The organism is Kocuria nitroreducens, from assembly GCF_042879195.1.
GTDB lineage: Bacteria > Actinomycetota > Actinomycetes > Actinomycetales > Micrococcaceae > Kocuria > Kocuria nitroreducens.
In genome coordinates this window covers 1-22,519 of sequence record NZ_JBHZTC010000015.1, presented here as the reverse complement: position 1 = coordinate 22,519, position 22,519 = coordinate 1, and the positions used below count along the sequence as shown (strand labels likewise).

At 72.1% G+C, this 22,519-nt stretch carries 27 protein-coding genes and 1 tRNA gene; 14 read left to right on the top strand and 14 right to left on the bottom strand.

The window, feature by feature from the left end; all coding sequences use genetic code 11:
• Positions 1 to 181: 181 nt before the first annotated feature.
• The gene (glgA, locus tag ACFYE1_RS11505) at positions 182 to 1,375 is read left to right on the top strand and encodes a glycogen synthase (RefSeq protein ID WP_387742852.1); all 1,194 of its coding nucleotides are present in this window, start codon (positions 182 to 184) and stop codon (positions 1,373 to 1,375) included.
• A 445-nt stretch (positions 1,376 to 1,820) separates the two neighbouring features.
• Positions 1,821 to 1,906 (top strand) — tRNA-Leu (locus ACFYE1_RS11500).
• A 645-nt stretch (positions 1,907 to 2,551) separates the two neighbouring features.
• Here the strand turns inward: ACFYE1_RS11500 and ACFYE1_RS11495 are convergent.
• On the bottom strand, positions 2,552 to 2,962 hold the full coding sequence (locus ACFYE1_RS11495; RefSeq protein WP_387742850.1) for a hypothetical protein: 411 nt from the start codon (positions 2,960 to 2,962) through the stop codon (positions 2,552 to 2,554).
• 779 nt (positions 2,963 to 3,741) lie between these two features.
• A complete protein-coding gene (locus tag ACFYE1_RS11490) occupies positions 3,742 to 4,149 on the bottom strand; it encodes a hypothetical protein (RefSeq protein ID WP_387742848.1) in 408 nt (135 codons plus the stop codon).
• A gap of 309 nt (positions 4,150 to 4,458) precedes the next feature.
• Here ACFYE1_RS11490 and ACFYE1_RS11485 point away from each other — a divergent pair, with 309 nt between their 5' ends.
• Both ACFYE1_RS11485 and ACFYE1_RS11480 read left to right on the top strand, forming a co-directional pair.
• Positions 4,459 to 4,740 carry a hypothetical protein gene (locus ACFYE1_RS11485; RefSeq protein ID WP_387742846.1) on the top strand — a complete coding sequence of 94 codons (282 nt, stop codon included), beginning with the start codon at positions 4,459 to 4,461 and terminating at the stop codon, positions 4,738 to 4,740.
• A 501-nt stretch (positions 4,741 to 5,241) separates the two neighbouring features.
• On the top strand, positions 5,242 to 5,376 hold the full coding sequence (locus tag ACFYE1_RS11480) for a hypothetical protein (protein WP_387742845.1): 135 nt from the start codon (positions 5,242 to 5,244) through the stop codon (positions 5,374 to 5,376).
• Positions 5,377 to 6,124: 748 nt separating this feature from the next.
• Here ACFYE1_RS11480 and ACFYE1_RS11475 read toward each other — a convergent pair.
• Both ACFYE1_RS11475 and ACFYE1_RS11470 read right to left on the bottom strand, forming a co-directional pair.
• Positions 6,125 to 6,511 (bottom strand): hypothetical protein, encoded by a 387-nt coding sequence (locus ACFYE1_RS11475; protein WP_387742843.1) that lies wholly within the window; start codon positions 6,509 to 6,511, stop codon positions 6,125 to 6,127.
• 311 nt (positions 6,512 to 6,822) lie between these two features.
• A complete protein-coding gene (locus ACFYE1_RS11470; protein ID WP_387742842.1) occupies positions 6,823 to 7,290 on the bottom strand; it encodes a hypothetical protein in 468 nt (155 codons plus the stop codon).
• Positions 7,291 to 7,585: 295 nt separating this feature from the next.
• On the opposite strand from ACFYE1_RS11470, the gene ACFYE1_RS11465 reads away from it, so the two are divergent.
• The 4 genes from ACFYE1_RS11465 to ACFYE1_RS11450 all read left to right on the top strand — a co-directional run bounded on the left by ACFYE1_RS11465 (position 7,586) and on the right by ACFYE1_RS11450 (position 10,068).
• On the top strand, positions 7,586 to 7,987 hold the full coding sequence (locus ACFYE1_RS11465; RefSeq protein WP_387742841.1) for an ester cyclase: 402 nt from the start codon (positions 7,586 to 7,588) through the stop codon (positions 7,985 to 7,987).
• A 238-nt stretch (positions 7,988 to 8,225) separates the two neighbouring features.
• A complete protein-coding gene (locus ACFYE1_RS11460) occupies positions 8,226 to 8,462 on the top strand; it encodes a hypothetical protein (RefSeq protein WP_387742839.1) in 237 nt (78 codons plus the stop codon).
• A 129-nt stretch (positions 8,463 to 8,591) separates the two neighbouring features.
• Complete coding sequence (locus tag ACFYE1_RS11455) at positions 8,592 to 9,056, top strand: ester cyclase (protein ID WP_387742838.1); 465 nt, start codon at positions 8,592 to 8,594, stop codon at positions 9,054 to 9,056.
• 715 nt (positions 9,057 to 9,771) lie between these two features.
• The gene (locus ACFYE1_RS11450) at positions 9,772 to 10,068 is read left to right on the top strand and encodes a hypothetical protein (protein ID WP_387742836.1); all 297 of its coding nucleotides are present in this window, start codon (positions 9,772 to 9,774) and stop codon (positions 10,066 to 10,068) included.
• A 76-nt stretch (positions 10,069 to 10,144) separates the two neighbouring features.
• Here ACFYE1_RS11450 and ACFYE1_RS11445 read toward each other — a convergent pair whose 3' ends face one another.
• From ACFYE1_RS11445 to ACFYE1_RS11425, 5 genes are all read right to left on the bottom strand, one after another.
• Positions 10,145 to 10,549: a hypothetical protein gene (locus tag ACFYE1_RS11445; RefSeq protein ID WP_387742835.1), complete on the bottom strand. Its 405-nt coding sequence runs from the start codon at positions 10,547 to 10,549 to the stop codon at positions 10,145 to 10,147.
• Positions 10,550 to 11,254: 705 nt separating this feature from the next.
• On the bottom strand, positions 11,255 to 12,028 hold the full coding sequence (locus ACFYE1_RS11440) for a hypothetical protein (protein ID WP_387742833.1): 774 nt from the start codon (positions 12,026 to 12,028) through the stop codon (positions 11,255 to 11,257).
• A gap of 17 nt (positions 12,029 to 12,045) precedes the next feature.
• Positions 12,046 to 12,258, bottom strand: a complete 213-nt coding sequence (locus ACFYE1_RS11435) for a hypothetical protein (protein ID WP_387742832.1) — start codon at positions 12,256 to 12,258, stop codon at positions 12,046 to 12,048.
• A 391-nt stretch (positions 12,259 to 12,649) separates the two neighbouring features.
• Positions 12,650 to 13,117 (bottom strand): hypothetical protein, encoded by a 468-nt coding sequence (locus ACFYE1_RS11430; RefSeq protein ID WP_387742830.1) that lies wholly within the window; start codon positions 13,115 to 13,117, stop codon positions 12,650 to 12,652.
• A 235-nt stretch (positions 13,118 to 13,352) separates the two neighbouring features.
• Positions 13,353 to 14,309, bottom strand: a complete 957-nt coding sequence (locus ACFYE1_RS11425; RefSeq protein WP_387742828.1) for a helix-turn-helix transcriptional regulator — start codon at positions 14,307 to 14,309, stop codon at positions 13,353 to 13,355.
• Between the two features lie 106 nt (positions 14,310 to 14,415).
• On the opposite strand from ACFYE1_RS11425, the gene ACFYE1_RS11420 reads away from it, so the two are divergent.
• Together ACFYE1_RS11420 and ACFYE1_RS11415 are read left to right on the top strand one after the other, a co-directional pair.
• Positions 14,416 to 14,979: a DinB family protein gene (locus ACFYE1_RS11420; RefSeq protein ID WP_387742826.1), complete on the top strand. Its 564-nt coding sequence runs from the start codon at positions 14,416 to 14,418 to the stop codon at positions 14,977 to 14,979.
• 54 nt (positions 14,980 to 15,033) lie between these two features.
• Positions 15,034 to 15,606 carry a mycothiol transferase gene (locus ACFYE1_RS11415; protein WP_387742824.1) on the top strand — a complete coding sequence of 191 codons (573 nt, stop codon included), beginning with the start codon at positions 15,034 to 15,036 and terminating at the stop codon, positions 15,604 to 15,606.
• 28 nt (positions 15,607 to 15,634) lie between these two features.
• Here ACFYE1_RS11415 and ACFYE1_RS11410 read toward each other — a convergent pair whose 3' ends face one another.
• The 3 genes from ACFYE1_RS11410 to ACFYE1_RS11400 form a co-directional block, all read right to left on the bottom strand.
• Complete coding sequence (locus ACFYE1_RS11410) at positions 15,635 to 15,883, bottom strand: hypothetical protein (protein ID WP_387742823.1); 249 nt, start codon at positions 15,881 to 15,883, stop codon at positions 15,635 to 15,637.
• 149 nt (positions 15,884 to 16,032) lie between these two features.
• On the bottom strand, positions 16,033 to 16,764 hold the full coding sequence (locus ACFYE1_RS11405; protein ID WP_387742821.1) for a DUF72 domain-containing protein: 732 nt from the start codon (positions 16,762 to 16,764) through the stop codon (positions 16,033 to 16,035).
• An 85-nt stretch (positions 16,765 to 16,849) separates the two neighbouring features.
• Entirely contained in the window at positions 16,850 to 17,347 is a 498-nt protein-coding gene (locus ACFYE1_RS11400; protein WP_387742820.1) for a hypothetical protein, read from the bottom strand.
• A 604-nt stretch (positions 17,348 to 17,951) separates the two neighbouring features.
• Here ACFYE1_RS11400 and ACFYE1_RS11395 point away from each other — a divergent pair.
• Positions 17,952 to 18,563, top strand: coding sequence for a deoxynucleotide monophosphate kinase family protein (locus tag ACFYE1_RS11395; RefSeq protein ID WP_387742819.1), 612 nt, complete (start codon positions 17,952 to 17,954; stop codon positions 18,561 to 18,563).
• On the opposite strand, the gene ACFYE1_RS11390 is transcribed toward ACFYE1_RS11395, so the two are convergent.
• Positions 18,538 to 19,440, bottom strand: coding sequence for an SDR family NAD(P)-dependent oxidoreductase (locus ACFYE1_RS11390; protein ID WP_387742817.1), 903 nt, complete (start codon positions 19,438 to 19,440; stop codon positions 18,538 to 18,540). The two genes, ACFYE1_RS11395 and ACFYE1_RS11390, sit on opposite strands and share 26 nt — an antisense overlap.
• A gap of 98 nt (positions 19,441 to 19,538) precedes the next feature.
• Here ACFYE1_RS11390 and ACFYE1_RS11385 point away from each other — a divergent pair, with 98 nt between their 5' ends.
• Both ACFYE1_RS11385 and ACFYE1_RS11380 read left to right on the top strand, forming a co-directional pair.
• Positions 19,539 to 20,411: an aldo/keto reductase gene (locus ACFYE1_RS11385; protein ID WP_387742816.1), complete on the top strand. Its 873-nt coding sequence runs from the start codon at positions 19,539 to 19,541 to the stop codon at positions 20,409 to 20,411.
• A 63-nt stretch (positions 20,412 to 20,474) separates the two neighbouring features.
• Positions 20,475 to 21,173 carry a type 1 glutamine amidotransferase domain-containing protein gene (locus ACFYE1_RS11380; protein WP_387742814.1) on the top strand — a complete coding sequence of 233 codons (699 nt, stop codon included), beginning with the start codon at positions 20,475 to 20,477 and terminating at the stop codon, positions 21,171 to 21,173.
• A gap of 78 nt (positions 21,174 to 21,251) precedes the next feature.
• Here ACFYE1_RS11380 and ACFYE1_RS11375 read toward each other — a convergent pair whose 3' ends face one another.
• The gene (locus tag ACFYE1_RS11375; RefSeq protein WP_387742812.1) at positions 21,252 to 21,455 is read right to left on the bottom strand and encodes a hypothetical protein; all 204 of its coding nucleotides are present in this window, start codon (positions 21,453 to 21,455) and stop codon (positions 21,252 to 21,254) included.
• 184 nt (positions 21,456 to 21,639) lie between these two features.
• On the opposite strand from ACFYE1_RS11375, the gene ACFYE1_RS11370 reads away from it, so the two are divergent.
• Entirely contained in the window at positions 21,640 to 22,383 is a 744-nt protein-coding gene (locus tag ACFYE1_RS11370; RefSeq protein WP_387742810.1) for an MBL fold metallo-hydrolase, read from the top strand.
• Positions 22,384 to 22,519: the final 136 nt, after the last annotated feature.

Below are 22,519 nucleotides of genomic sequence, written 5' to 3'. Positions count from 1 at the left end.
CGCGACAACTCCGCCTCGCGGTGCGGAACCACTCGACAGGCGCCTTCATTGTGTCTTAACACCCGCGAAGGAGAGTGACCGACGGCACAGGAGTCCAGATATGTCACCGGGAGCAGCGACTCCGGCTCCCGGCGGCAGATTTCTCGTGGCGGTGGCGCGATCCTGCAGTACGCTCGGAACCGTGCGAGTAGATATCTTGTCCAAGGAATTCCCGCCCGAGATCTACGGCGGCGCCGGAGTCCACGTGTCCGAGCTCTCGCGGGTCCTGGCCCCGCTGGTCGACCTGAGGGTGCGGTGCTTCGGCGCTCCGCGCGAACCACGCGTCAACGGCGTGGACGTCCAGGCCTACCCCGTCCCCGCCGAACTGTCCGACGCCAACGCCGCGATCCAGACCCTGGGCGTGGACCTCGCCATGGTCGGCGACATCGCCGGCGCCGACGTGGTGCACTCCCACACCTGGTACGCCAACATGGGCGGGCACCTCGCGTCGCTGATGCACGGCATTCCGCACGTGCTCTCCGCGCACTCCCTCGAGCCCCTGCGCCCGTGGAAGGCCGAGCAGCTCGGAGGCGGCTACGCGGTCTCCTCCTTCGTGGAGAAGACCGCCTACGAGGCGGCCGCGGCGATCATCGCCGTCTCCGACGGGATGCGCCAGGACATCCTCCGGTCCTATCCGGACGTCGACCCCGACCGGGTCCGGACGGTGCACAACGGCATCGACGTCAGCCAGTGGGTGCGCGACGAGGGCACCGACGTGCTCGAGTCCTACGGCATCGACCTCGCCAAGCCCTCCGTGGCGTTCGTGGGCCGCGTCACCCGGCAGAAGGGCGTGCCGTTCCTGCTGCGCGCCGCGTCCCGGCTGCCCGAGGACGTGCAGCTCGTGCTGTGCGCCGGCGCCGCCGACACCCCGGAACTCGGTGCCGAGGTCAACGCGCTGATCGACGACCTCAGGGCCACCCGGTCCGGGGTGGTGCTCATCGAGAAGATGCTGCCGCGCCGCGAGATCGTCCAGATCCTCTCCGGCGCCACGGCCTTCGCCTGCCCGTCCGTCTACGAGCCGCTCGGGATCGTCAACCTCGAGGCCATGGCCTGCGGCACCGCGGTGGTCGCCTCCGCCACGGGCGGCATCCCCGAGGTCGTCGTCGACGGCGAGACCGGCCGGCTGGTCGAGATCGACCAGGCGCAGGACGGCACCGGCACGCCGATCGATCCCGAGAAGTTCGTGGCCGATTTCGCGGCCGCGCTGACCGAGGTCGTCGCCGACCCGGTGCGCGCCCGGGAGATGGGCGCCGCCGGCCGGCGCCGCGCCGAGGAGCACTTCGCGTGGGAGTCGATCGCCGAGCGGACCGTGGAGGTCTACCGCTCCGTGCTGTGAGTCCCGCGCAGCCCGGGCGGTCCAGGTAGGTGGACGCCGGGGCCGCACGGGAGAGGCGGCGGCCACCGAGGGCCCGTGGGAGCACGGGGCGGCAGCGGCCGCCGCCGGCACAGGTGAGGGGGGTCCCCGGCCACCCCGAAAGCCTGCGTCGACGGCGGGGACGGGGGCACCCCGGCGGCTCAGACGCGGCTCTCGAGCGAGCGTCGTCCCAGGTCAGCTGGACAATCCGGGACAGGCTCAAGACTTATTGAACCGCATGCGGGGGCGCGGTGGAAGTCGCGAGCGCACCTACCCACGAGTTTTCATCGATTTTCTCGGTGGCGCCCTGTCGACTTCCCCGGCAGCCTCACCGATGTGAACAGTGGGCGCGCATGTGGTAACTTGTTCTCTGTTGCGTTCAGGGAGAGCGGCCGGAAACGGCACGACGTTCCGACTGGATCCACTCGCGCGGGTGGCGGAATAGGCAGACGCGCTAGCTTGAGGTGCTAGTCCTCGTATTAGAGGGTGGGGGTTCAAGTCCCCCCTCGCGCACAGAGAACGGCCCGGTCAGGCCGGACACGGCAGCCCCGTCGTCGACAGGAGAACGAGTCCTGTTGACGGCGGGGCTGGTCTCGTCGCCATGGCGAGCATCAGTACTCGTCCGTGCACGGACGGGACGTCGACCTGGGCGGTGCCGTGGCGCGACCAGGACACCGGCACGCAGAGCTCCCGTACCTGCGACGAGCAACCGGAAGCCGTGATGCTCCAGGAATCCCTCGACGCCAACGGCAACTCCTTCCGCTGGGCCGCCCGGTCGACGAGGTCGCCTCCGCCGACATCGCTGTGCGGTGCAACGGACCGGACGCAGCGGCCAGGACGCGGTGGAGCATCCACGCCGTCCTCTCGGCCGCTCGAAGATCCGTATCCGCTGAGCGTGGAAGCGGATCCGCAACGGCAAGCGGATCGGCACGCCGAAGTCTCTGTGATCTCACCGCCACGTCACCTTGTCCGCGAAGGCTACCGTGCGCCTGCGCGAGGACATGACAGGTCGCGGGCGCAGGGACCTCATCGACACGTCGCCGCCGCGCGATGGCCCTGGCGCGTCGGTGCGGACCGGCCTGGATCCGCTGGAGGAGCAGGTGGGCACCGAGATGCCCATGGCTCCCACGCGTGCGGAGGAGCTCCGGTGAGGGTCTGTCACTCCTCGCGTCTGCCGGCCATTCGTGTCCCGGCGAACATCGCCATCCAGAAGAGGCCGGTGGCCAGCATGCCCGCTCCTCGGCCGAGCACGCGCAGTGCCACCATCGACATGTCCTGAGCGTGCTCGATGGAGTCCAGCCCGCCGATGCCGGCACTCAGCAGCACGCCGATGAGGAGCGCCCCGATGACCTTGTGGGACGTCGACAGCGTCGGGTGCAGGTAGTGCAGGGCGGCCCCGGCGGTGAGCGCCGGTGTGAAGGGAGATCCCAGCGAGAGACCTGTCTCCATGGAGACGGGTGCGGCCGGGTAGGCGATCAGGCCCAGGCACGCCTGCAGCGTCAGCGCGGCGACGGACGCCAGCAGCAGCATCTGGCGGCGGTCGTGGGCCTGTTCGGCAGTGGTGTCCATGAAGCTCACGTGCGCGGTCCGCCGAGCAGATCCGGGGCACCGAGTGCGTCCGCCGGTTCGGGGCTCGAACCACCGGGACACTGGCGACGGCACCACTCCGGCCGGCTCCGCTCGTGTCGGTCGTCGCCGGTGCGGGAAGGGTGGCGCAGTGCCGCGGTGGTCCGGTGCGTGGAGGAGGTCATCGTTGCTTCACAGTAGCGAGACGGCCCACGGTCGGCGACGCGACATGCGCGACACTCTGTCCCCGGCGTTGCGGTCATGGGCCGGCTCGCCCTGGTGCTCACCCACCACCTGGGTCACCGCCGCCTTCAGGCCCTCGGAATCGATGTCCGCCGTCCTCGGCGCCGGGTCGATGCCGCCGACGGTGAGCGGGGCGGGCCCCGTCACGGCGCCGGACCGCCCTTCTCTGTGGGGGTGGACCGGTTCGCGTTCTCGGTGCGGGGGCCACGACGGTGCCCTCGCAGAAGGGGAACTCCGCGAGGGCACCGGCCGGCCGCCTTTCTCTGCCCCCCCCCCCCGACGTCCCGGAGGGTCTCGAACCCGCACGACCGGCATCTCAGCAGAGGATGCCCCGTGGCGGGTCCGTGCCGATCGCAGCCCCCGGACGTGCAGGCATGCGCCGCAGCCCAGTCGATCCGGCGACCCGCGGCGGGGCTCCCCCGTCGCCAGGAAGGTCCAGTGGCACCGGACGTCCTCCAGCGCTCCACGGGCGTCTCGGGTGCCGTCGCGTCCTGCCCCGTCGCTCATGTGTGCGGGCTCCCGTCCGGAACCGTGCAGGATCAAGGGCTCGGGCTGAGCTCCCCGCCGAGCTCGATCCGCAGCTGCTGCAGCTGAGTCTCGTCCGGGGAGAGAATGACCCAGTTCTCCGCGTACAGGAACGGGATCCTTCCCCTGCCGCCAAGGGTGCTCAGGAAGCCCTGCATGCTCTCTGGGGATCCTGCGACGGCCATCCCCATCAGGCCGTTGTTGCAGTCCAGGAAAGTGGTCTCCGGATCGTCCGGCGCGGACAGCTGATCCGTGCCCGGGCACTCCACGCCGGCGTCCACGACGTCTTCGCGCAGCGCCAAGGCGTCGTCGTAGGCCTCGGCTGGGCCGTTCACCATCGCGCGGATGTCATCGGTGGTGGGCCCGCAGCCGGTCAGGGCCAGCACGGAGAGGGAGATCAGGGCGGTGGCAGCGCGGCGCACGAGCGGCTCCGGTCGTCGGGGATCGAGCAGGGCTGAGGTTCAAGCGCGTCGGTGCTCGGGCAGGCACCTGCTTCAATCCTACGTGCCGACCAGGGGCGTCCGGCAGGGCTCGTGGCGAGGGAGCGGTCCGCACACCTGGTGCCCGCACCAGTCAGCCCGACCATGAGGAGCACTCCGCGCCCCCCTTGGTCCCGAGCAGACCGTTGCCGCGCTCACCGTCGCCCACCCCGGCGGCGCCACGACGACCCCCGTATTCGTCGAGAACGGCGAGCTCGACCCTTCCACCGCGCCGTACAGCGCCGGGACGCAATGCCGGCTCAGCACCCGGAGGCCATCGCGACCGTCCCCACGCGGAACGGATCCCACCGCTTCCCCGCGAAGCCGCAGGCCGATGCCGTGGCGTTCCACAGCCCGTCCGTGCCTTCGGAGCACACGCCCCGATCGAATCCGTCATGGTGGGGCGAGCCGCCCACACCGCAGGCCGACGAGCTGCCCGACGGCGTCGACGACCTCTCGCCCGAGGCGCGGCGGACCCTGCTCGACCTGCTGCGCGCACTGGTGGTCACCGAGAGCGGGGGCGGGCCGCGCTGATCGCGATGATCCTCGGGACGTCGAACGGGCAGCGAGCCGCTGGACCGGTCGGCTCCGTGGCGACCCCGCCAACACATCGGGGCCGCCACGGGCGACGCGCGCCGACAGGGGCGCTGCGTGCAGCGAGACCACGCCCCCCGACGGGTCTCGCGCTGTGTCGGGTCGCTCGCAGGCGGCTCACCGACAGCATCAGCCTATCCGGCCCGCCAGCGACCGGACAGCCCCACTTCTGTGCACAAGCATGGGCTCAGCGGCACCCCACCATGACCGTCTCGGCGGCCGGCAGCGGTGCGGCCCTCGAGAGCAATCGTCGCGACGGTCGGCGTGACCCTCGGCCGGCCAACCGGGCTTGAGGAAGGCGACGTGCACCTGCTTCTTCCGCTCGGGGCACCCGTAGGAGGCGATGACCCGTGCCGCGTCCTCCTTCTCGAAGCCGCCGGGGTTGTCGATGACCAGACGCACCAGCGTACGTTCGACTCCCCGCGCGAAGCAGAGGACCGGGTGAGCACGACGAACGACGTCGGCGTGGAGCGCAGCGACGCGATCGTCGTGCAGTCCATCAGTACGGCCCTGACCGCTGAAGAACGGATGCAGCTGGTGGACGGCGTGACCGGCGCCCACGACTCCGACAGCTGAGCCTGCCTTCTGGAATGCTCGTTCCCGATGAGCTGCAGCTGCTTCAGCCGGCCTGGGGCCGCCGTCGTCCCTCAGCAGGGGATGAGGCTCGGCTTCTCCGTGAACAACGCGTCCGGACAGCTGCGCCACCGGGGGAGGCCATCGCCAGGCCGGACAACGGCGCCAGATGTCCGCAACCAGGTGCTGCAGGGGAGTCCGCGCGCACGGCGGTGTCCAGGTCCAGACCGGAATTGACCGCCACCGCCACCGGCGAGGTCGTCACCGGCTCGGGATCCGCCGGGGCCGGGACCGCCGGTGCCGGCTCGACCGTGGGCAGCTCATCGACGCGGTCTCCACAGGCCGCTCGGACCTGTCCGGCCAGGCCCAACAGCTGATGCGCCGACACCTCGTCGAGACCCAGACCCGACCGGAGCGTCGACCAGCCATCTCTTCGCAGCACTCATGTCCGCGTTCTCCTGAACCCTGTCGAGGCCCGGGCCCGTCCCGGGGCCATGTGCCCCCGGCGCCAGTGGACTGGTCCGGAGGACTGACGTGCGGATGCCGACCAGCCGGAGGCCATCCGTGGGGGACCTCTCAGGGCTCAACGGATCGACACGGTCGCGGAAACAGGAGCACACCGGAGCATCGCCGTGGACTCCACGTAGGACCGTCCTTCCACGGTGGCAATGGCAGACAGACTCGTCAGGAGGAGTATGGCCGCAGGTGTCAGGGCTGACGCCGCTGCACCCGGATGTGCGACGAGGCCGAGTCAGTCCATCGCGTCGATCTCCACCGCGAAGGTCATCGCGACCCGGTCGTGTGTCACCCCGGGCAGGGACGCCAGGTCCGGCGGACAGAGGTTGCCGAGCATCTGGGCGGTGGTGCGATCATCCAGCAGAGGCCCACCGGAACCCAGGACGTTCCCGGCGCCGTCGGTGATCTCAGCCAGGTAGAGCGCGTCCTCGACGTCGTCACAGATGAGCAGCAGGGCAGCGGCTTCCGGGTGCCGGGTGCGGACCCGGAGCACCAGGTCCTCCAGGGCCGCGACAGTGAGCTCCAGGCGGGCGCGCTGAAAGTTGCGCCGGGCGGTCTCGAACCGAGCGGTGGAGGTGGTCGGGCCCTGCAGGTCCGCAGAAGAGGCTGGGGGATTCCTCATGGGCCCCACGCTATCGCCGGCCCCTGACAGGTCCTTCCCAGGGCACCCACTCGAAGGACGGTGCAGCCGGCAGCTCCAGCTCCGGGGCGAGCTTCCGCGCCACCTCGACGGCGGTGCTGTGCGTGGTCCGTGACCGGTGCACGAGAACGTGTCCGAGGAGCTGATGTCGGCTCGGTCGGAGCATGACGAGCGGCTCCTCACCGCAGCTGCCGAGCGCGCCGGGTTGATGTCCACGATGGAGCACCGGGGAGTGCTCGTCGTCGCCAGTGGGCTCTCCCTGATCGGTGAGACCGCCGGCGGTCCTCGGGGACTCAGGTACGGGCGACGCCTGAGTCGAAGACGTCGTTGTACTCGCCATCGAAAGCCGTCACGGTTTCCACGGGGTCGTAGCCGTCCACATACATGACGGCCCGCGCGAGGACGCCGCGAATCCAGAACTTCGTACCGTCCGGTGCTTTGCCCGTCGGGTCCGAATTCAGTCTCCTGCGTACGACTTCGTCCTCGTTGTGGTGCTTCTTGGTCTTGGTGACAGTCTCCAGACTCCAGTGGGAGTCGTCGTGCTTGCTGGGTCCGCCGAATGTCACCTGGAGCTCGATACGGTCAACATCCTGCTGCTCGTAGTCATCGCTGGAGGGGCCGATGCGCTTGTAGGTTTTCGCATCTCCGCCCGCTTCGTACCAGCCACTGGTGTGCTCGAACGCCTTGACGGTGATTCTCCATTGGCCGTCCGGGGTGAGGTGTTCCACTTCCCGCGCAAAGTCCCGCGCTTGATCAGACATGTTTGCTGTCCTCCTGCAGTCCCATGCGGAGCAAGCTCGGCGCCGGCCCGTGATGATGCTGATCATGATAGTGATCCGGAGCCGGTGACGCGATGTGTGTCGAACCCTTCCGGAGGGGCTCCGGGGTCGTAGCGCTCGACTCGAGGTGTCATGGGGCAACGATCCGAACCGTTCCCTTGAGCGCCCCGGACACTCGTGGCTAGGGTCGTTGCACGACCGAAGGCCGGGCACCAGGGGTGGGGGAGCATCGATCATGGACGCTGCGGGGGCAGGGGCGACAACACCTCGCCGACAAGTGGCCGAGGAGCGGGTGGCGGCCTTCAATGACCACGACGCGGCGCGGTTCGCCGACTTCTACGCCGACGACGCCCGGTTGGAAGCCCCGACGTTCCCCGTAGCCCTGGCCGGCCGGGAGGCCATCCACCAGAACGAGGTCGGCCTCCTCACCGCAGTTCCCGACGCGCACGTCGACATGATCGGTGTGATCACCGACGGCGACACGACTGCGCTGGAGGTCGTCCTGCGGGGCACGCACACGGGTCCGCTGGCGACGCCTGACGGCACCGTGCCCCCGTCTGGCAACACGCTCGACATCGCCATGGTGCTCGTGAGCACATTCGGCGATGACGGCAGGATCGTCCTGGAACGGCGATACTTCGACTCCGGCGCCATGTTTCGCCAGTTCGGTCTCGCCTGAACCTCCCGGACGCAGGTAGCCCTCGACTCCGTCGTGGGACACCGACGCGTGAGCTGTCGCACCTACTGGGGTGCGTTTGTGACGGCTCATCCGGTGCGTTCGTCACGATCTCGGTGCCAACCTCGGGCCCCCGCACCGGTGCTCCGTGGGTGTGTGGACACTGATCCCGTGGACGCGGCTCCATCCTGTCCGCAGCACCCGCCGTGGACAGCGTCCGGCCCGTTCTCGGCACCGGGTCATGAACACCACCCACCGCAGTGCCGCCGCCGCGGCAGCGGCACTGCTGTTCGCCGTCACGCCGGCCGGCGCGACCACCCACGAGCCCGCCCCGCCGGCCGAGCCGCCGGCCGAGCCGCCGGCCGAGGTGCAGTGGCCGCCGCCCCGGAGTTACGACCAGCGCAGCGTCGGGCAGCGGCACCATCGCGACGAAAGCCCCGATCTCCGCCGGGGCGTCCTCACACCCTGGAGACCATGACGTCGCCTCCATGACGCGGAAGCGACGATCCGACGACGATTCCGGGTGCTCCCTTGGTGCTGCTTTCCGGGGCTCCTACCGTCGAAGGAGACCTCGGACCGAGCCGGGGCCCGGAGACAGGAGCCGTCGATGAGCACGCAAGCACAAGACGCCGCCAGCACCTCTGGCGAGGGCGAGGAGACGTACCGGCGGCTGATCAAGGAGTGGAACGCGGCGTACAACGCCCGTGACGCCGAGAAGGTCGCTTCCTGCTACGCCCAGGACGCCGTGGTCGCGGATCCGGTGTCACTAGAACCCCTGCGGGGACGGGGAGCCGTCCAGCACGACGTCGCCGCGTTCCTGGAGGCGATGCCGGATACCGCCGCCGAGCTCCAAGAGGTGTTCGTGGACGGGAACACGGTCGCGACCCGCGTGCTGATCACCGGGACCCAGACAGGACCGATGCCCACGCCCTCCGGTCCGATCCCCCCGGCGGGTCGCCCGGTGACGGTTCCGATGGGCGTCTTCAGCCGATTCGGTGCGGACAGCGAGATCGCCGAGGAGTACCGGTACTACGACCTGGCAGGCATGGCGGAGCAGCTCGGAGGGGACTAGCGCACCGACCGATGCCCCGGGCTCCGCCGTGGAGCACCGGGGCGCTCGTCGTCACGGGTGCAGGGTCTGACGATCTGCAGGGAGGAAGCAGGTGGCGACGCAGACAGCTTCGGCTGCTTGCCCGCAGGTGTCCTGTGGCCTGGCCGGGGAGGCGACCTCGACGATCGCGCCAGGGGCGGAGGCCTGCTCGAAGGATCTGCGGGCTGCGGCGTCCTGCCTCGTCGTGAACTCGTGCGGCAACGGCTCCACCATCCGCGCGGGGGCGGGCCTGAACCGCCGGGGGCCTGAACCACCGGGGGGCGGAGCACCACCTGTGACGGCCAGGCACTCAGCGCAGCCACCAGCGGCCTCGAGGACCTCACCGCGACCGGGGCGGTGGGAGAACGACGGGCCCTGCTCATGGGGGGATGACAGGGCCCGCGTGGGTCCCCACCAGCGGTGAGGACACCGACGATCCGGCCACACCCCGACCTGAAAGGGGGTCAGCCGGGGGGCACAGATCGACAGTTCCGACATTACCTCCCGTCAGGAGGCAGACATCGTCCGGACGCCCCGGGAGCCGCCTCGGGGTTCACGGTAGCGATCTCAGGCGCGGGAACGGTTCCGGCACCCGTGCGGGCTCCAGGCCCTTTTCCGGCCGTCATCAATGACACGTCACAGGAAATGCATGGGAACGACTGGACAAAGGTCTAGTCTCATCACAGGAGGTGCATTCGTGAACACAAGACTTGGCGACGTGGTGGCGGGCAGTGGTGTGGTGCTGATGGTGGTGACCTTGATCGGCATGGTCATCGACCTGTGGGCAGAAGTGGCACCCGGGGCATCCGTGGCGATGCTCTTCGCCCTCGGTGCCGTCGGGGTGGCGGGGGAGGCGGTGCGGCGTTACGAGCACGGCGCGGCACACCAGCAGAGCACCGGGGAGGCTCTGCTGGAGATGCGGAGGCGGCGTGCTGAGCTGACCCAGCGCGAGCAGGCCGAGAACACCAGCCCGCCCGGACTCCTCGCGGCCTGAGAAGTGGTGTCGACAGTGCTTCCGGGGCAGCGGTCGGGCGCAGAGGTGTGCGGACAGGCCTCGGAACCGTGGCCGCTCAGGGGTTCACGGTGATCTGTCCGCCGAGCTCGTCCTGCAGCTGTTGAAGCGGCGCCTCGTTCCTCGAGATGACGACCCAGTTGGCCGCGTGCAGGATGGAGGCGTTCTCCTCGCTGCGGAGGAGACCCAGGAGCTCCTCCATGCTCTCTTCGGATCCCGCGACCGCCATCGCCATGACGCCGTCGGCGCAGTCGAGGAACGTGGTGGCCGTATCGGCCGGGGCTCGCAGCTGATCCGTGCCCGGGCACTCCACACCGGCGTCGACGACGTCTTCGCGCAGTGCCAGCGCGTCGTCGTAGGTGGTCTTGCCGTCCACCATGGCCCGGATGTCGTCAGCGGTGGGCCCGCAGCCGGTCAGGGCCAGGGACGAGAGAGCCAGCAGAGCAAGAACGGGTCGCCGCATAGGATGTCCTGTCGTCGATGGGTCTGTGGCCGAGCAGGGATCACCGAGATCGCGAACCCCGGTCCGATCCTATGTGCCGGGCCCTCGGATGGGGGCGATCACTCCAGCGCGGCGGGCCTGCCATGGCCTCGACCCGTTGCACCGTGCCGGGCAGCGACGCGAGGCTCTGCTGACCGGGCACCCGGAGGACACCCTGACCATCGCCATCGTGGCGATCGGCGCCACGCTGGGACTGACGAGCGTCGGGGTCGTGCTCGAACCTGGTGCCTGCCTGTTGAGGTCCGGGATCAGCGTGCCCGAGACACCCACGGCTCCGTGGCGGCCCCGCTGGGAACAGGGGCCGCCACGGGCGACGCGCGCCGACCAGGGGCGCTGCGTGCGGCGGGAGCACGCCCCCCGACGTGTCTCGCACCGTGGGGCCGTGAGAAGGCGGCCCACCGGCGGCCGCAGCCGATGCAGTCCGACTGCTGCGGCCAGGCGGCCCCGCTTCTGTGCACCAGCAGGCAGCGCCTCGGCGCCGTGATCAGTTCGGCGCTCCCACGGTCCACCTCCCCGCCACGTCCTCGGCTGCCCGGGTGGGGCACCGTCCGCCATCGCCGGGCAGCGGGTTCCAGCGGTGGGTCGGGCAGGGCGAGGACGAGCATGCCGGGGTCACGGTCGTGATCGGCTGCTGGTGGGACCGCGCGCAGTCCCTCAGCGTCCCTCTCATCCGGTGTCCTCCTGCCCCGAGCGGTGGTGCTCGTCGAGGACACGGGTGAGAACCCGGCCCGGGGCATGCTGGTACCCGGGGTCGACGCGCTCGAGCACGGCCAGGATCGCTTCCACGTCGTAGACCACGGACGGGTCGCCACCGTGGTGGCTCCAACGGCGCTCGGCCACCCACGCCCACACGTGCACGGGCCGGCACTGATGGCAGGTGCCGTGCTCGGCGGTGAGGCAGTCGGGTCCGACCTGCTGGTTGAGTCCGGCGATCTCGGCGGGGGTGCGGCGGTGGTGCCCCACCACGGCCCAGAACTTCTCGTCGGGGATCCGGGTGAGGTCCGAACACAGACAGGCCAACGACTCCCGCGCCCGAGCCACGTCGTAGTAGAAGTCCGGCCTCGACCAGGGCGGGACCCGGTGCTGGGCGTGCAACGCCTCGATGACGGCCTGTTCCTGTGCGTGGGCGATCTCGGCCGCGGTGCGCGGCGATGTGTCCGCGGCGGAGCGCCAGAGGCTGTCGAAGAGGGTCGCGCCCTCAGTGCAGGCCTGGCGGACCAGCAGCGTGCCGATGTCCGAGGAGTAGCGCTGGCACCAGAGCGCCCCGGAGAGCCGCTCGTAGACCCGCCCGTCGTCCAGGGTGAAGCTCTTCTGGTCGGCTGTCACGACCACACGGCGGGTGATGGGTTCACCGGTGGCTCCGGTGCGCGCGGGGATGACCACCGCGCGGGCACCGGCGTACACCGCACCGCCCTGGTTCAGTCTCCGCCGTTCGTCCATCGATCGGTGTCCTGGCCTCAGCGGGTCGGCCGGCGGCGCCGGCCGCGGAACCGGACGGCGCGGCGGGCGCGGGCTCCGGTCCGGGTGCGGCCCGGAACGGGGACGTCGCACGAGGTCTCGATGGGCGTCCCCGCGCTGTCCCCGCGCCACTGGTGGTCGATCTGCTGGTCGCGCAGCCCGGGATCGGGGTCGCGGATCGTCCGCTCGGTGTCCGCGCCGTGGATCAGCACGACGCCCGACGCGCACGGATGGGTGGCGGGTTCAGCGGCCAGGGGGTGCTCCTCGTGGAGTCGGTGGCAGCGAGCGACGGGTTGGCCCGGTGCCTGCTGGTCGAACCGTAACAGCCGCCGGGGACGAGGCGAGGGGCCTTGGGGGTGCGGAGAATGCGCGTGTCGTCGGCTGTTCGGGAGATGGCGCGCAACACATCCAGGCGCACGGGAGCAGAGACGTCGTGGACGGGGCCGGGCCGGCGCGGGGAGGTGGCGGCGAAGAGCGACTGCCGCCCCGTCGCCTCGCCCTCCTGTGCGCAGCGGGCGGGAGGAGGAACGCCGTGCCGAACGAGTGGACCTCCAGCCGCGGCGGCCGCGCGGAACGCGACGGGCGTCGCGGGCGCGGGGCCCGTCACGAGGGAGGCCGGTGGTTCTCCCCGGCGAGAGTGCTCACGCGGTCCCCTGCGGCGTCCATGCCCAGCGAGGCGAGGACCGCGGGCGCCGCCATCCACCGGCGCGGATGGGTCGCTCCGCGTCCGACCAACCAGCGCTCGAGCCTCGCGTCGATCCGCAGCGAGGCGGCCTGGATCCCGCAGGTCGCCGCGCCGAGGCTCAGCAACAACGCCGCCCGCGCCGCCACCGGCAACCGCTGCGCGGAGACGGGCACCCCGTCGGTCGGGGACCGGGGCTCGGTGCCGGAGTCGACGGACTCGTCGTCGCCCGTGCTCCGGGAGAGTGCCCACGCCCCTGCGGCGACCACCAGAACTCCCGGCACCACGACGTAGGCGGCGCGCACCCGAGGGGACCAGCCGGACGGACAGATGAGCGTCAACGCCCCGGCGGCTGCGGAGCCGGTCAGGGAGAGCACCAGATCGTTCATGGTTCTACGGTACGTGCCGCATCCCGGGTCGTCACCCGGGGCAGGCCCTCCCGGCGAGGTGGGTTCGCGGGTGGTCGCGGCAGACGGCGTGGCGGCCGCGCCTTTACCGCGGCGGACGACGCGTCCGACGGGGCACTCCCGCGCCTGGCTCGGCCACCTGACCGGCGTTCCTGGCCCCCCGGCGGACGACACCGACGACCCGCGGGGGCGCCCTGGTTCCGGAGGATCCTGGCGCTCACTCGCTCGCCGAGCCCGCCCTCAGCATCCGCCGGCCCATTTCCCGCAGGACCGCGGCGAACTCGGGCGGGCCCAGGACCTCCAGCTCGAAGCCCGTGCGCACCAGGTGCAGGGCGATCTCGAACAGGTCGTCTCCGCCGGCCTCGAGCAGGCACGCGGCGGGGCCGTCAGCCGTGAGTCTTGCGGCCTGCGGCGGGATGACATCCTCGGCGCGGTCCAGTGGCACCAGCAGGCGCACCCGCACGGCGTGCTCGTAGGCCCCCGCGGTGACCGACCGGCGCACGTGCTCCTCGACATCGGGCACCGCGCGCGGGACGAACCGGAACGTGGTGGCCCGCCCGGCGTGGATCCGGTCCAGCCGGAACGTGCGCCAGTCCGCCCGGTCCAGGTCCCAGGCGAACAGGTACCAGCGCCGGCCCAGCGACAGCACCCGGTACGGCTCGATCCGCCGTCCGGCCCGCCGGCCGTCCCGGGTCTCGTAGTCCAGCCGCACCAGCCGTTGTGCCCGCACGGCCCGGGTCAGCAGGACCAGGACGTCCGCGTCCACGCCCGGTCCGGCCGGGACGACGACGTCGACCCCTCCGGCCACAGCCGCGACCTCCTCGCGCAGCCCCGGTGGCATCACCTGGTCCAGCGTCGTGAGCGTGCGCAGCGCGGCCTCTCCCAGTCCGTCGATCCCCGAGGCCGCCGCCAGCCGCAGCCCCACGGCCGCGGCCACCGCCTCCTCCGGCTGGAGCAGGAGGGGCGGGAGCCGGCGCCCCGGCCCCAGACGGTAGCCGCCGCCGGGTCCCCGGCCGGCGGGCACGGGATAGCCCAGCTCCCGGAGCCGGTCGACGTCCCGGCGCACGGAGCGCACCGTGACGCCCAGCTCCGCCGCCAGCTCGGGCCCGCTCCACACCGGGCGGGACTGCAGCAGGGAGAGCAGTCGCAGCACACGGCGCGTCGGATCCGTCATGGCACCAGTCTTCACCGAGCAGCGGACAGGATCTGTCCGCTCTGGGGCAGACACTGGACCCGATCCGGGAACTCCGCCCGAGATCCTTGACCAGGAAGGAACCGCCATGACCGACCTCGACGTCGCCGCCTGCGCCGCCGACCAGATCCACTGGCACTGGACCCACCAGCTGCGACCCCGCCTCACCGGCCTGACCGACGACGAGTACCTCTTCGACCCGACCGGAGGGTCCGCGTGGACGGTCCATCCCTGGACGGAGCGGCGCACCCCGATGCAGGCGGGCAGCGGGGAGTTCGTGGTGGACTTCGCCCTGCCCGAACCGGTGCCCGCGCCGTTCACGACCATCGCCTGGCGGATGGCGCACGTCGTCGTCGGCGTGCTCGCGGCGCGCAGCCACGGGCACTTCGCCGGTCCGGAGGCCTCCTACGAGAACTGGGCGTACGCCGGTACCGCGGAGGGGGCGCTGGCTCAGCTCGATCGCGAGTTCGCCCGCTGGACGACCGGGGTGCACTCGCTCTCGGCGGCGGACCTGGCACGCCCGTGCGGCCCGCAGGAGGGCCCCTACGCGGACCTGCCGATGCTCGCCCTGGTGCTGCACATCAACCGGGAGCTGATCCACCACGGCGCGGAGCTCGCCCTGCTGCGCGACCTGTACGCCCACACCCGCTGAACCACCCGGCCTGCACGCCCCGATCCGAGCCCCACGACACCGCAGGAGCCCACCATGCCCTTCCTCACTCCCACCGTCACCGACGAGCGCGACGCCCTGGCGACCTTCGCGAGCCAGCAGATCCGCCAGGTCGCCACCACCCTCCAGGGCCTCGACGCCGATCAGCTCCGGGCCACCCCCTCGGCGAGCGCCATGAGCCTGGGGGCACTGGCCCGGCACGTCCTGTTCATCGGCGGCAACGGTCCGTTCGCCGTGCTCACGGATCCCGGACGGACTCCGGCGGAACCGCTGGACGGCGCCGGCTACGCGGCCGGCGCCGTCCTGCCGGACGCCGTGCTGCCGGAGGACACCGCCGAGTCCCTGCGCGCCGCGCTGCACGCGCTCGCCGACCGCGTCGAGGCCGGGCTGCGCACCGCGGACCCGGAGGCCCGCATCCCTGTCCCGGAGGCCCCGTGGTTCCCGCAGGACCTGGGCAGCTGGCCCGCCCGGTGGGTGGCGCTGCACATGGTCGAGGAGAACGGCCGGCACGCCGGGCACGCGGACATCCTCCGCGAGTCTCTCGACGGGAAAACCGCCTACGAGCTCAACGCCCTGGCGGACGGGGAGCAGTGGAGCCCGGAGAGCTGACCGGCGGGGGCGGTGTCCGCACTCGTCGTCACCTCCGACGTCGTGCCGGGCTCCGCCGACGACGCGGCTGCTCGTCGTCCGCGGGGCGTCCGGTCCCGGCCTCCGGGTCCTCCGGCGGCGGGACGTCGTCCTGCGCGTCCTCGGGCGGCGTGTCCGCACGCCGGTTGTTCTCGTCGGTGGCGGCGGTCAGCCAGTTCTCGTCGCGGACGCCCAGTCCCTCCTGGCTCGTCTCCGCGTAGGCCTCGTTGCGGTCCGCGGGCTCGGGGTAGCGGTCCATGTCCGGCTCCTGTGCTGCTCGACGATGATGGCCCGATTCTAGGCCCGGATCCTGGCGCTCCGCGCCCCGGCCTCCTCGCGAGCCCGTGTACGACGCCGGCACCGCCCGGCAGTGCTCGTCCGCGTGCCGGACCCGGCCCGGGCGTCTGCTCAACCGCCCTCGAGGAGCCGGCGCAGCGTCAGGGCGTTGCGCACCGCGTGGCCGTCACCGTCGTTGTTGAAGTACGCGTAGACCTCGCGGCCGCCGTGGTGCCACTCCCGGATCCGGTCCGCCCACCATGCCAGGTCCGTGTCCGGGTAGGAGCCCGCGTAGAGGTGGTGGTGGTCGGGGCCGTGGAAGCGGACGTAGACGAACGGGGCGGTGGCCTCGAGGACGCAGGGCAGCCCGGCCCCGCTCATCACGCAGTACGCCGCGCGGTGGCGCCGGAGCAGCTCGAACACCTCCGGGTGCACCCAGCTGTCGTGGCGGAACTCCACCGCGACCGGCAGCCAGTCGGGCAGACCGGCCAGGAACCAGTCGAGGCGCACGTCGTCGCGGGCCTGCGCCGGCGGGAGCTGGACGAGCAGCACCCCGCGTCGGTCCCGCAGCTCGTGCCAGGACTCGGCGATGCGCCGGCTCCAGGTCTCGGGCGCGTAGAGCTTCTTCGCGTGCGTCAGTCCACGGGGTGCCTTCACCGTCATCCGGAAGCCATCCGGCAGGCGCCGGTTCCAGCCGGCGAAGGTGCTGCTCCGCGGCCAGCGGTAGAAGCTGGCGTTGAGCTCCACGGTGGAGAAGACCCGGGTGTAGAGCTCCAGGCGTCTCGCCGGAGCCGTGCCCGGAGGATAGAGGACGTGCTCCCAGTGGTCGTAGCTCCACCCGGAGGTGCCGATGTGCCAGCCCATGGGTTCCAGGCTAGCGGTGCCGAGCGCCCGCTCCGGAGGGCGCCTGCGCTGGCCCGGGACCCGGGGGCCCGGACCGGGGAGGGCGTCAGGAGGTGACGTCCCGGTCGTCCTCGCGGCCGTGCCGGTCGACGACCGCCCAGAACAGGTCCTCGGGGATCGCCTCGAGGTCGGGGTGCAGGGCGGCGAGCTCGTCGATGATGGCGGCCACGTCGTAGTGGGCGTGCACGTCGCCGCGCCGTGCCAGCCGGTTCGAGGAGATCAGCCCCTCGACGTAGGCGGCGTGGTCGGAGTCGGTGAAGGTGCTCAGCACCGCGTCGGCCCACAGCTGCTCGAACGCCGGGTGGCCCTCGGTGACGAGCCGGGTCGGGGCGTGCGCGCCGTCGAGCTCGGCGGGGTCGGCGGTCGCGGCGTCCCACACCAGTCCGGTGGCCTTGGCGAACCGGGTGCCGTCGTCGACCGTGACGGCCCGGTCGGTCTCGTCGACGACGGTGTGCCGCTCGGTGCGCAGGACGGGGCCACCGCGGACCACCACGGCACGAGTGCCGACGCCGGTGGCGCCGCCGGGGTGGTGGTGCCGGCTCACGGAGGCCTCCTCGGGTCCTGCGGTGCGGTGGCGGCCGATCCGCCTGGTGCCAGAACGTAGCAGTCCGCGCAGACCGCCGGAAGCCTCCGGGAACGCGCACGGCGCCGCCGGAGGAGCTCCGGCGGCGCCGACGGTGCGGGGTGGACCGCGGCTCAGCCGCCGAGCAGCACCGCGCGGACCAGGTCGAAGAACATGCCGAGGATGGCCGTGAAGTTGGGGTTGAAGAACGCGTCGAACTCGCCGACCAGTCTGATCATGACAGTTCCTTCCGAGGGTGGGGGGTGCCCGGGCCGGGCGGCAACCCGGCCCGCAGCTCAGTCTACCGAGCGCGTTCCCGTTCGCACATGGCCTTTCGGCCAGATCGCGACTCGGATCGCCCGGACGCCGGGAGCCGTCAGGGAGTGCGAGTTCCGGCGGCGAGGGAGCGGCGTGTCCGACGCACGCGCTGCTCCCGTTCCCCTCCATCACCGGAGGCGCCCGTGGCCGAGGCGAGGCTGCACTCAGGACATGTCGTGCGATTCCTCCCGGATGCGCGCCGAGTGCACGCCCGCGCCCCGGTCCGTACGCTGGAACGCGTCGGCGCACGACCGGAGGAGGCCCCGTCATGCCGCAGGAACCGGATCCCCGTCCGCGGCTGATCGGGTTGCACGGGCGCAAGCAGTCGGGCAAGGACACGTGCGGCGACCGACTCGTGCTCGCGCACGGCTACGCCCGGGTGGCCTTCGCGGACCCGTTGCGGCTGTTCCTCACCGAGCTGGACCCCCTCGTGGGCGTCCGGGACGGCAGGCCCCTGCGGCTCGCCACGGTGCTGGCGGAGGCGGGCGGGGACTGGGGCCTGCTCAAGGACGAGGCGCGGGAGCCGGTGCACCGGGAGATCCGGACGCTGCTGCAGAAGGTGGGCAACGAGGCGGGCAAAGCCGTCTTCGGGGAGACGGTGTGGGCGGACCGCGGTCTGGAGACGGCCCGGCGGCTGGGCGGGCCGGTCGTGTTCACGGACGTGCGCTTCGACGTCGAGGCCGAGGCCATCACGGCCGCCGGGGGCGGGGTGGTGCACGTGGTGCGCCCCGGGGCGCACGCCCCGGACGACCCGCACCCCTCCGAGGCCGGCATCGACCCGCGCTGGATCACCGCCGTCCTCGTCAACGACGGGACGGTCGAGCAGCTCTGGGCGAAGGTCGACGCCCTGGTGCTCAGCCGGCCCGGTGTCCCGGGGTGAGCCCCACGAGTTCGGGGCTGCGCTGCCACAGGGTGTCCGCGAGCGCGTCGTCGGCCGCGCGGGACGGGGCGCGGGCCGGTCTCTTCTTCTCGTAGTAGCCCCCGGAGCCCCAGTCCCGGCCCGCGGCGCCGTCGGCCAGCCACACCAGGGTCTCCGCGCCCTGCTCCGGGGTGATCATGAGCCGCCGGCCCAGGCGCGTGCGGTACAGGAAACGCAGGGCGGTGGTGGTGCCCGAGGCGAAGTTCGTCGCGACGCCCCCGGGGTGGAAGGCCGCGGCCGTCAGGCCGAGCGGCCCGTACCGGCGGTCGAGACCGCGGGTGAAGAGGATGTTGGCGAGCTTCGTGTCCCCGTAGGCCCGCTGCGGGGACCAGCGCCGGTGGTCGACGAGGGTCTCCGGGGAGAGGCGGCCGAGGTGGGCCGCGACGCTGGACGTGGTGAGCACCGCGGCACCGTCCGCCAGGAGCCTGTCCAGCAGCAGGTGGGTCAGCAGGAAGGGCGCCAGGTGGTTGACCTGCCACGTCAACTCGTGCCCGTCGGGCGTGAGCTCGCGGCGGTCGAAGATCCCGCCGGCGTTGTTGACCAGGACGTCGATCCGCGGGACGGACGCCTGCAGCTCCCGGGCGAGCCGGCGCACGTCGTCGAGCCGCGCGAAGTCCGCGGTGAAGTGCCGGACCCCGAGCGGACCGGCCACCGCCGCCGTCTTCTCCCCCGAACGGCCGACGACGACGACGTCGTGGCCCCGTGCCGTCAGCTCCCGGGCGGCCGCGGCGCCGATGCCGTCGCTCGCGCCGGTGATCACGACCGTGCGCCGGCCGTTCCGCTGCCCGTCGTGCCGGTCGGCGCCCACATCGGTGCGCTGCTCGTCGTGCTGGTCCATGGAGACCTCCTCGGTCGTGCCGGAATCCCGGTCAGCATAGCGACGCCTCCTGGGCAGTCGGGCGGAATAAGCACGCGGGCGGACTCGTTGCGGCACGCATGACGGACAACACCCGGACCACCGCCCGAGCTGTTCCCGGCACCATCGACCTCCGGGACCTCGGCACCGTCCGCCGGCTCGGCTTCGGCGCCATGCGCATCGTCGGCGAGGGAGTGTGGGGCGAGCCCGCCGACCGGGCGAATGCCCTGCGCGTGGTGCGCCGGGCCGTCGAGCTCGGCGTCGACTTCATCGACACCGCCGACGCCTACGGCCCCGACGTCAGCGAGCAGATCATCGCCGAGGCCCTGCACCCGTACCCCGAGGGCGTGCGCGTCGCAACCAAGGTGGGCTTCGCCCGCACCGGGCCGAGGAAGTGGATCCCGCTGGGCCGGCCCGAGTACCTCCGCCAGCAGACGGAACTGAGCCTGCGCAAACTCCGGGTGGACACCCTCGACCTGCTCCAGCTCCACCGCGTGGACCCGGCCGTCCCGGCCGAGGAGCAGTTCGGCGTCCTGCGGGAGCTCCAGCAGGAGGGCAAGGTCCGGGCCCTGGGCCTGTCGGAGGTGACGGTCGAGCAGCTCGTGACCGCGGGGCGGCACTTCACCGTCTCCACGGTGCAGAACCGCTACAACGTCACCGACCGCACCTCCCAGGACGTCCTGGACCACGCCACGGAGCACGGCATCGGGTTCATCCCCTGGGCCCCGATCTCCGCGGGAGAGCCGGCCCGCCCCGGCGGACCCGTCGACCGGGCCGCCCAGCGGCTCGGCGCCACCACCGCCCAGGTCGCCCTGGCCTGGCTGCTCCGGCACTCCCCGGTGCTCATGCCCATCCCCGGCACCGCCTCCCTCGAGCACCTGGAGGAGAACATGGGCGCCGCGGACCTCGAGCTCGACGACGCCACGTACGAGGAGCTCACCGCCGCGCACTGACCCGCCCCGGTCACCCGGACAGACACCACCCGGACAGACACCACAGTCGAGGAGCTACCCATCATGGCCCGTGTTCTGATGATCGTCACGGCGGCCGACTCCCTCACCATGCGGGACGGCACCGAGCACCCCACCGGCTTCTGGGCGGAGGAGCTCGTCGTCGCCCATCGGGCGCTGCGCCGGGCCGGGCACACGGTCGACATCGCCACCCCCGGCGGGCGCCGGCCCACCGTCGACGAGGCCAGCTTCACCCCGGACATGACCGGAGGCCAGGAGCGGGCCGACGAGTTCCGCGCCTACCTCGAGGAAATCGATGCAGAGATCGCCGCGCCCCGTTCCCTGGCCGACGTCGACGAGCACGACTACGACGCCCTGGTCCTGCCCGGCGGCCACGGCCCCATGGCGGACCTCGTCAACGACCCCTCGCTCGGCCGGATCCTGTCCTCCTCGGACCGGGCCGGTCGGCTCATCGCCCCGTTCTGCCACGGCCCCGCCGCCCTGCTCAGCGCCCAGGACGACGGGACGTTCCTCTTCGCGGGCCGGAGACTGACCGCCTTCACCAACGAGGAGGAGATCGGTGGCGGTACCGGGGAGAACACCCCCTGGTTCCTGGAGACGGTCCTGCGGGAGAAGGGAGCCGTCGTGGAGACCGGCCCCGCGTGGTCCAGCCACGTCATCCGCGATGCCAACCTGATCACCGGGCAGAACCCCCAGTCGAGTCAGGCGGTCGCCGACATCCTCGTGGAGGCGCTCGCCGAGTGACCCGGAGTGGCCGGGCGGGGGGAACGTGGCGTGGTCGCCGACGCCGTGCGCTGCGGGCGGGCGCGGGAACCGACGGTCTCAGGCGCTGACGGCCGCCTGCCGGGCCAGCGCCAGGGCGCGGGCGGCGACCACGGCGTCCCGGAAGTCCGGGAACGTGCTGCGGACGGGGCTGCCGCCGTCGGCCGGGACGAACGTCATGGCCCACCGGTGCCGGCGGAACCGGTGGAAGGGCACGGCGGCGATCTCGACGGAGGGCAGGGCATCGGGACTGTGGTCGATCACAGCGGGACCTTTCGGGGGGTCAGGTCGGGGGTGTGCAGAGTTTGCTCCGGGCGGACCGGGGGATCCGCGGGCCGGGGCGGCCCTCGGGGCCCACGGTACCGGGCGTCCGACCGGCCCGCGGATCTCCCGGTCCGTGTCGGGGACCGGCAGGTATGATCAGCACACTGATCGAGTGAGGAGACCCATGTTCACCCCCGAAGTGGCCGACGGCGTCCACCGCATCGCCCACGCCCACGTCAACTGCTACCTGATCGAGGACGAGGACGGCGTCACGCTCGTGGACGCCGGCCTGCCGAGCATGTGGCCCATGCTGCTGGCGGGACTCGAGGAGCGCGGGCGGCGCCCCGACGAGGTCAGGGCGCTCGTGCTGACGCACGCGCACTTCGACCACGTGGGCTTCGCCCGCCGCGCGCAGGAGGAGTGGCAGCTGCCCGTGTACGGGCACCCGGACGACGCACGGCTGGCCGCGCACCCGTACCGGTACCGGCCCGAGCGCAACCGGTTCGTCTACCCGTTCACCCACCCGCGGTCCCTGCCGCTGCTCGGCCGCATGGCGGCGGCCGGGGCCCTCGCGGTCAAGGGCGTGCGCGACCTGCGCCCGCTCGAGGCCGGCGCGGCCCTCCCGGTCCCGGGTCGGCCCGTGGTGGTGCACACTCCGGGCCACACGGACGGGCACTGCGTCCTGGATCTGCCGGACCGGGACACCGTGCTCAGCGGGGACGCGCTCGTGACGCTGGACCCCTACACCGGCCGGCGCGGTCCGCAGATCGTCGCCGCGGCCGCGACCAACGACTCCGCCGTGGCCCTCGAGTCCCTCGACGCGGTGGCCGCCACCGGGGCGCGCACCGTGCTGCCCGGTCACGGGGAGCGCTGGACGCAGGGAGCCGAGGCCGCGGCCCGGCACGCCCGCGAGGTGGGCGCCCACTGAGCGGGGCCTGAAGGACCCGCGGAACGGGCCCGGGACGGCCGCGGCCGTCCCGGGCCCGCCGCGTGCGGTGGGGTTATTCCTTGTGGAGCTTGTCCTGGATGGTGCCGGCGGCCTTCTCCACCCGGTTGGGGATCTC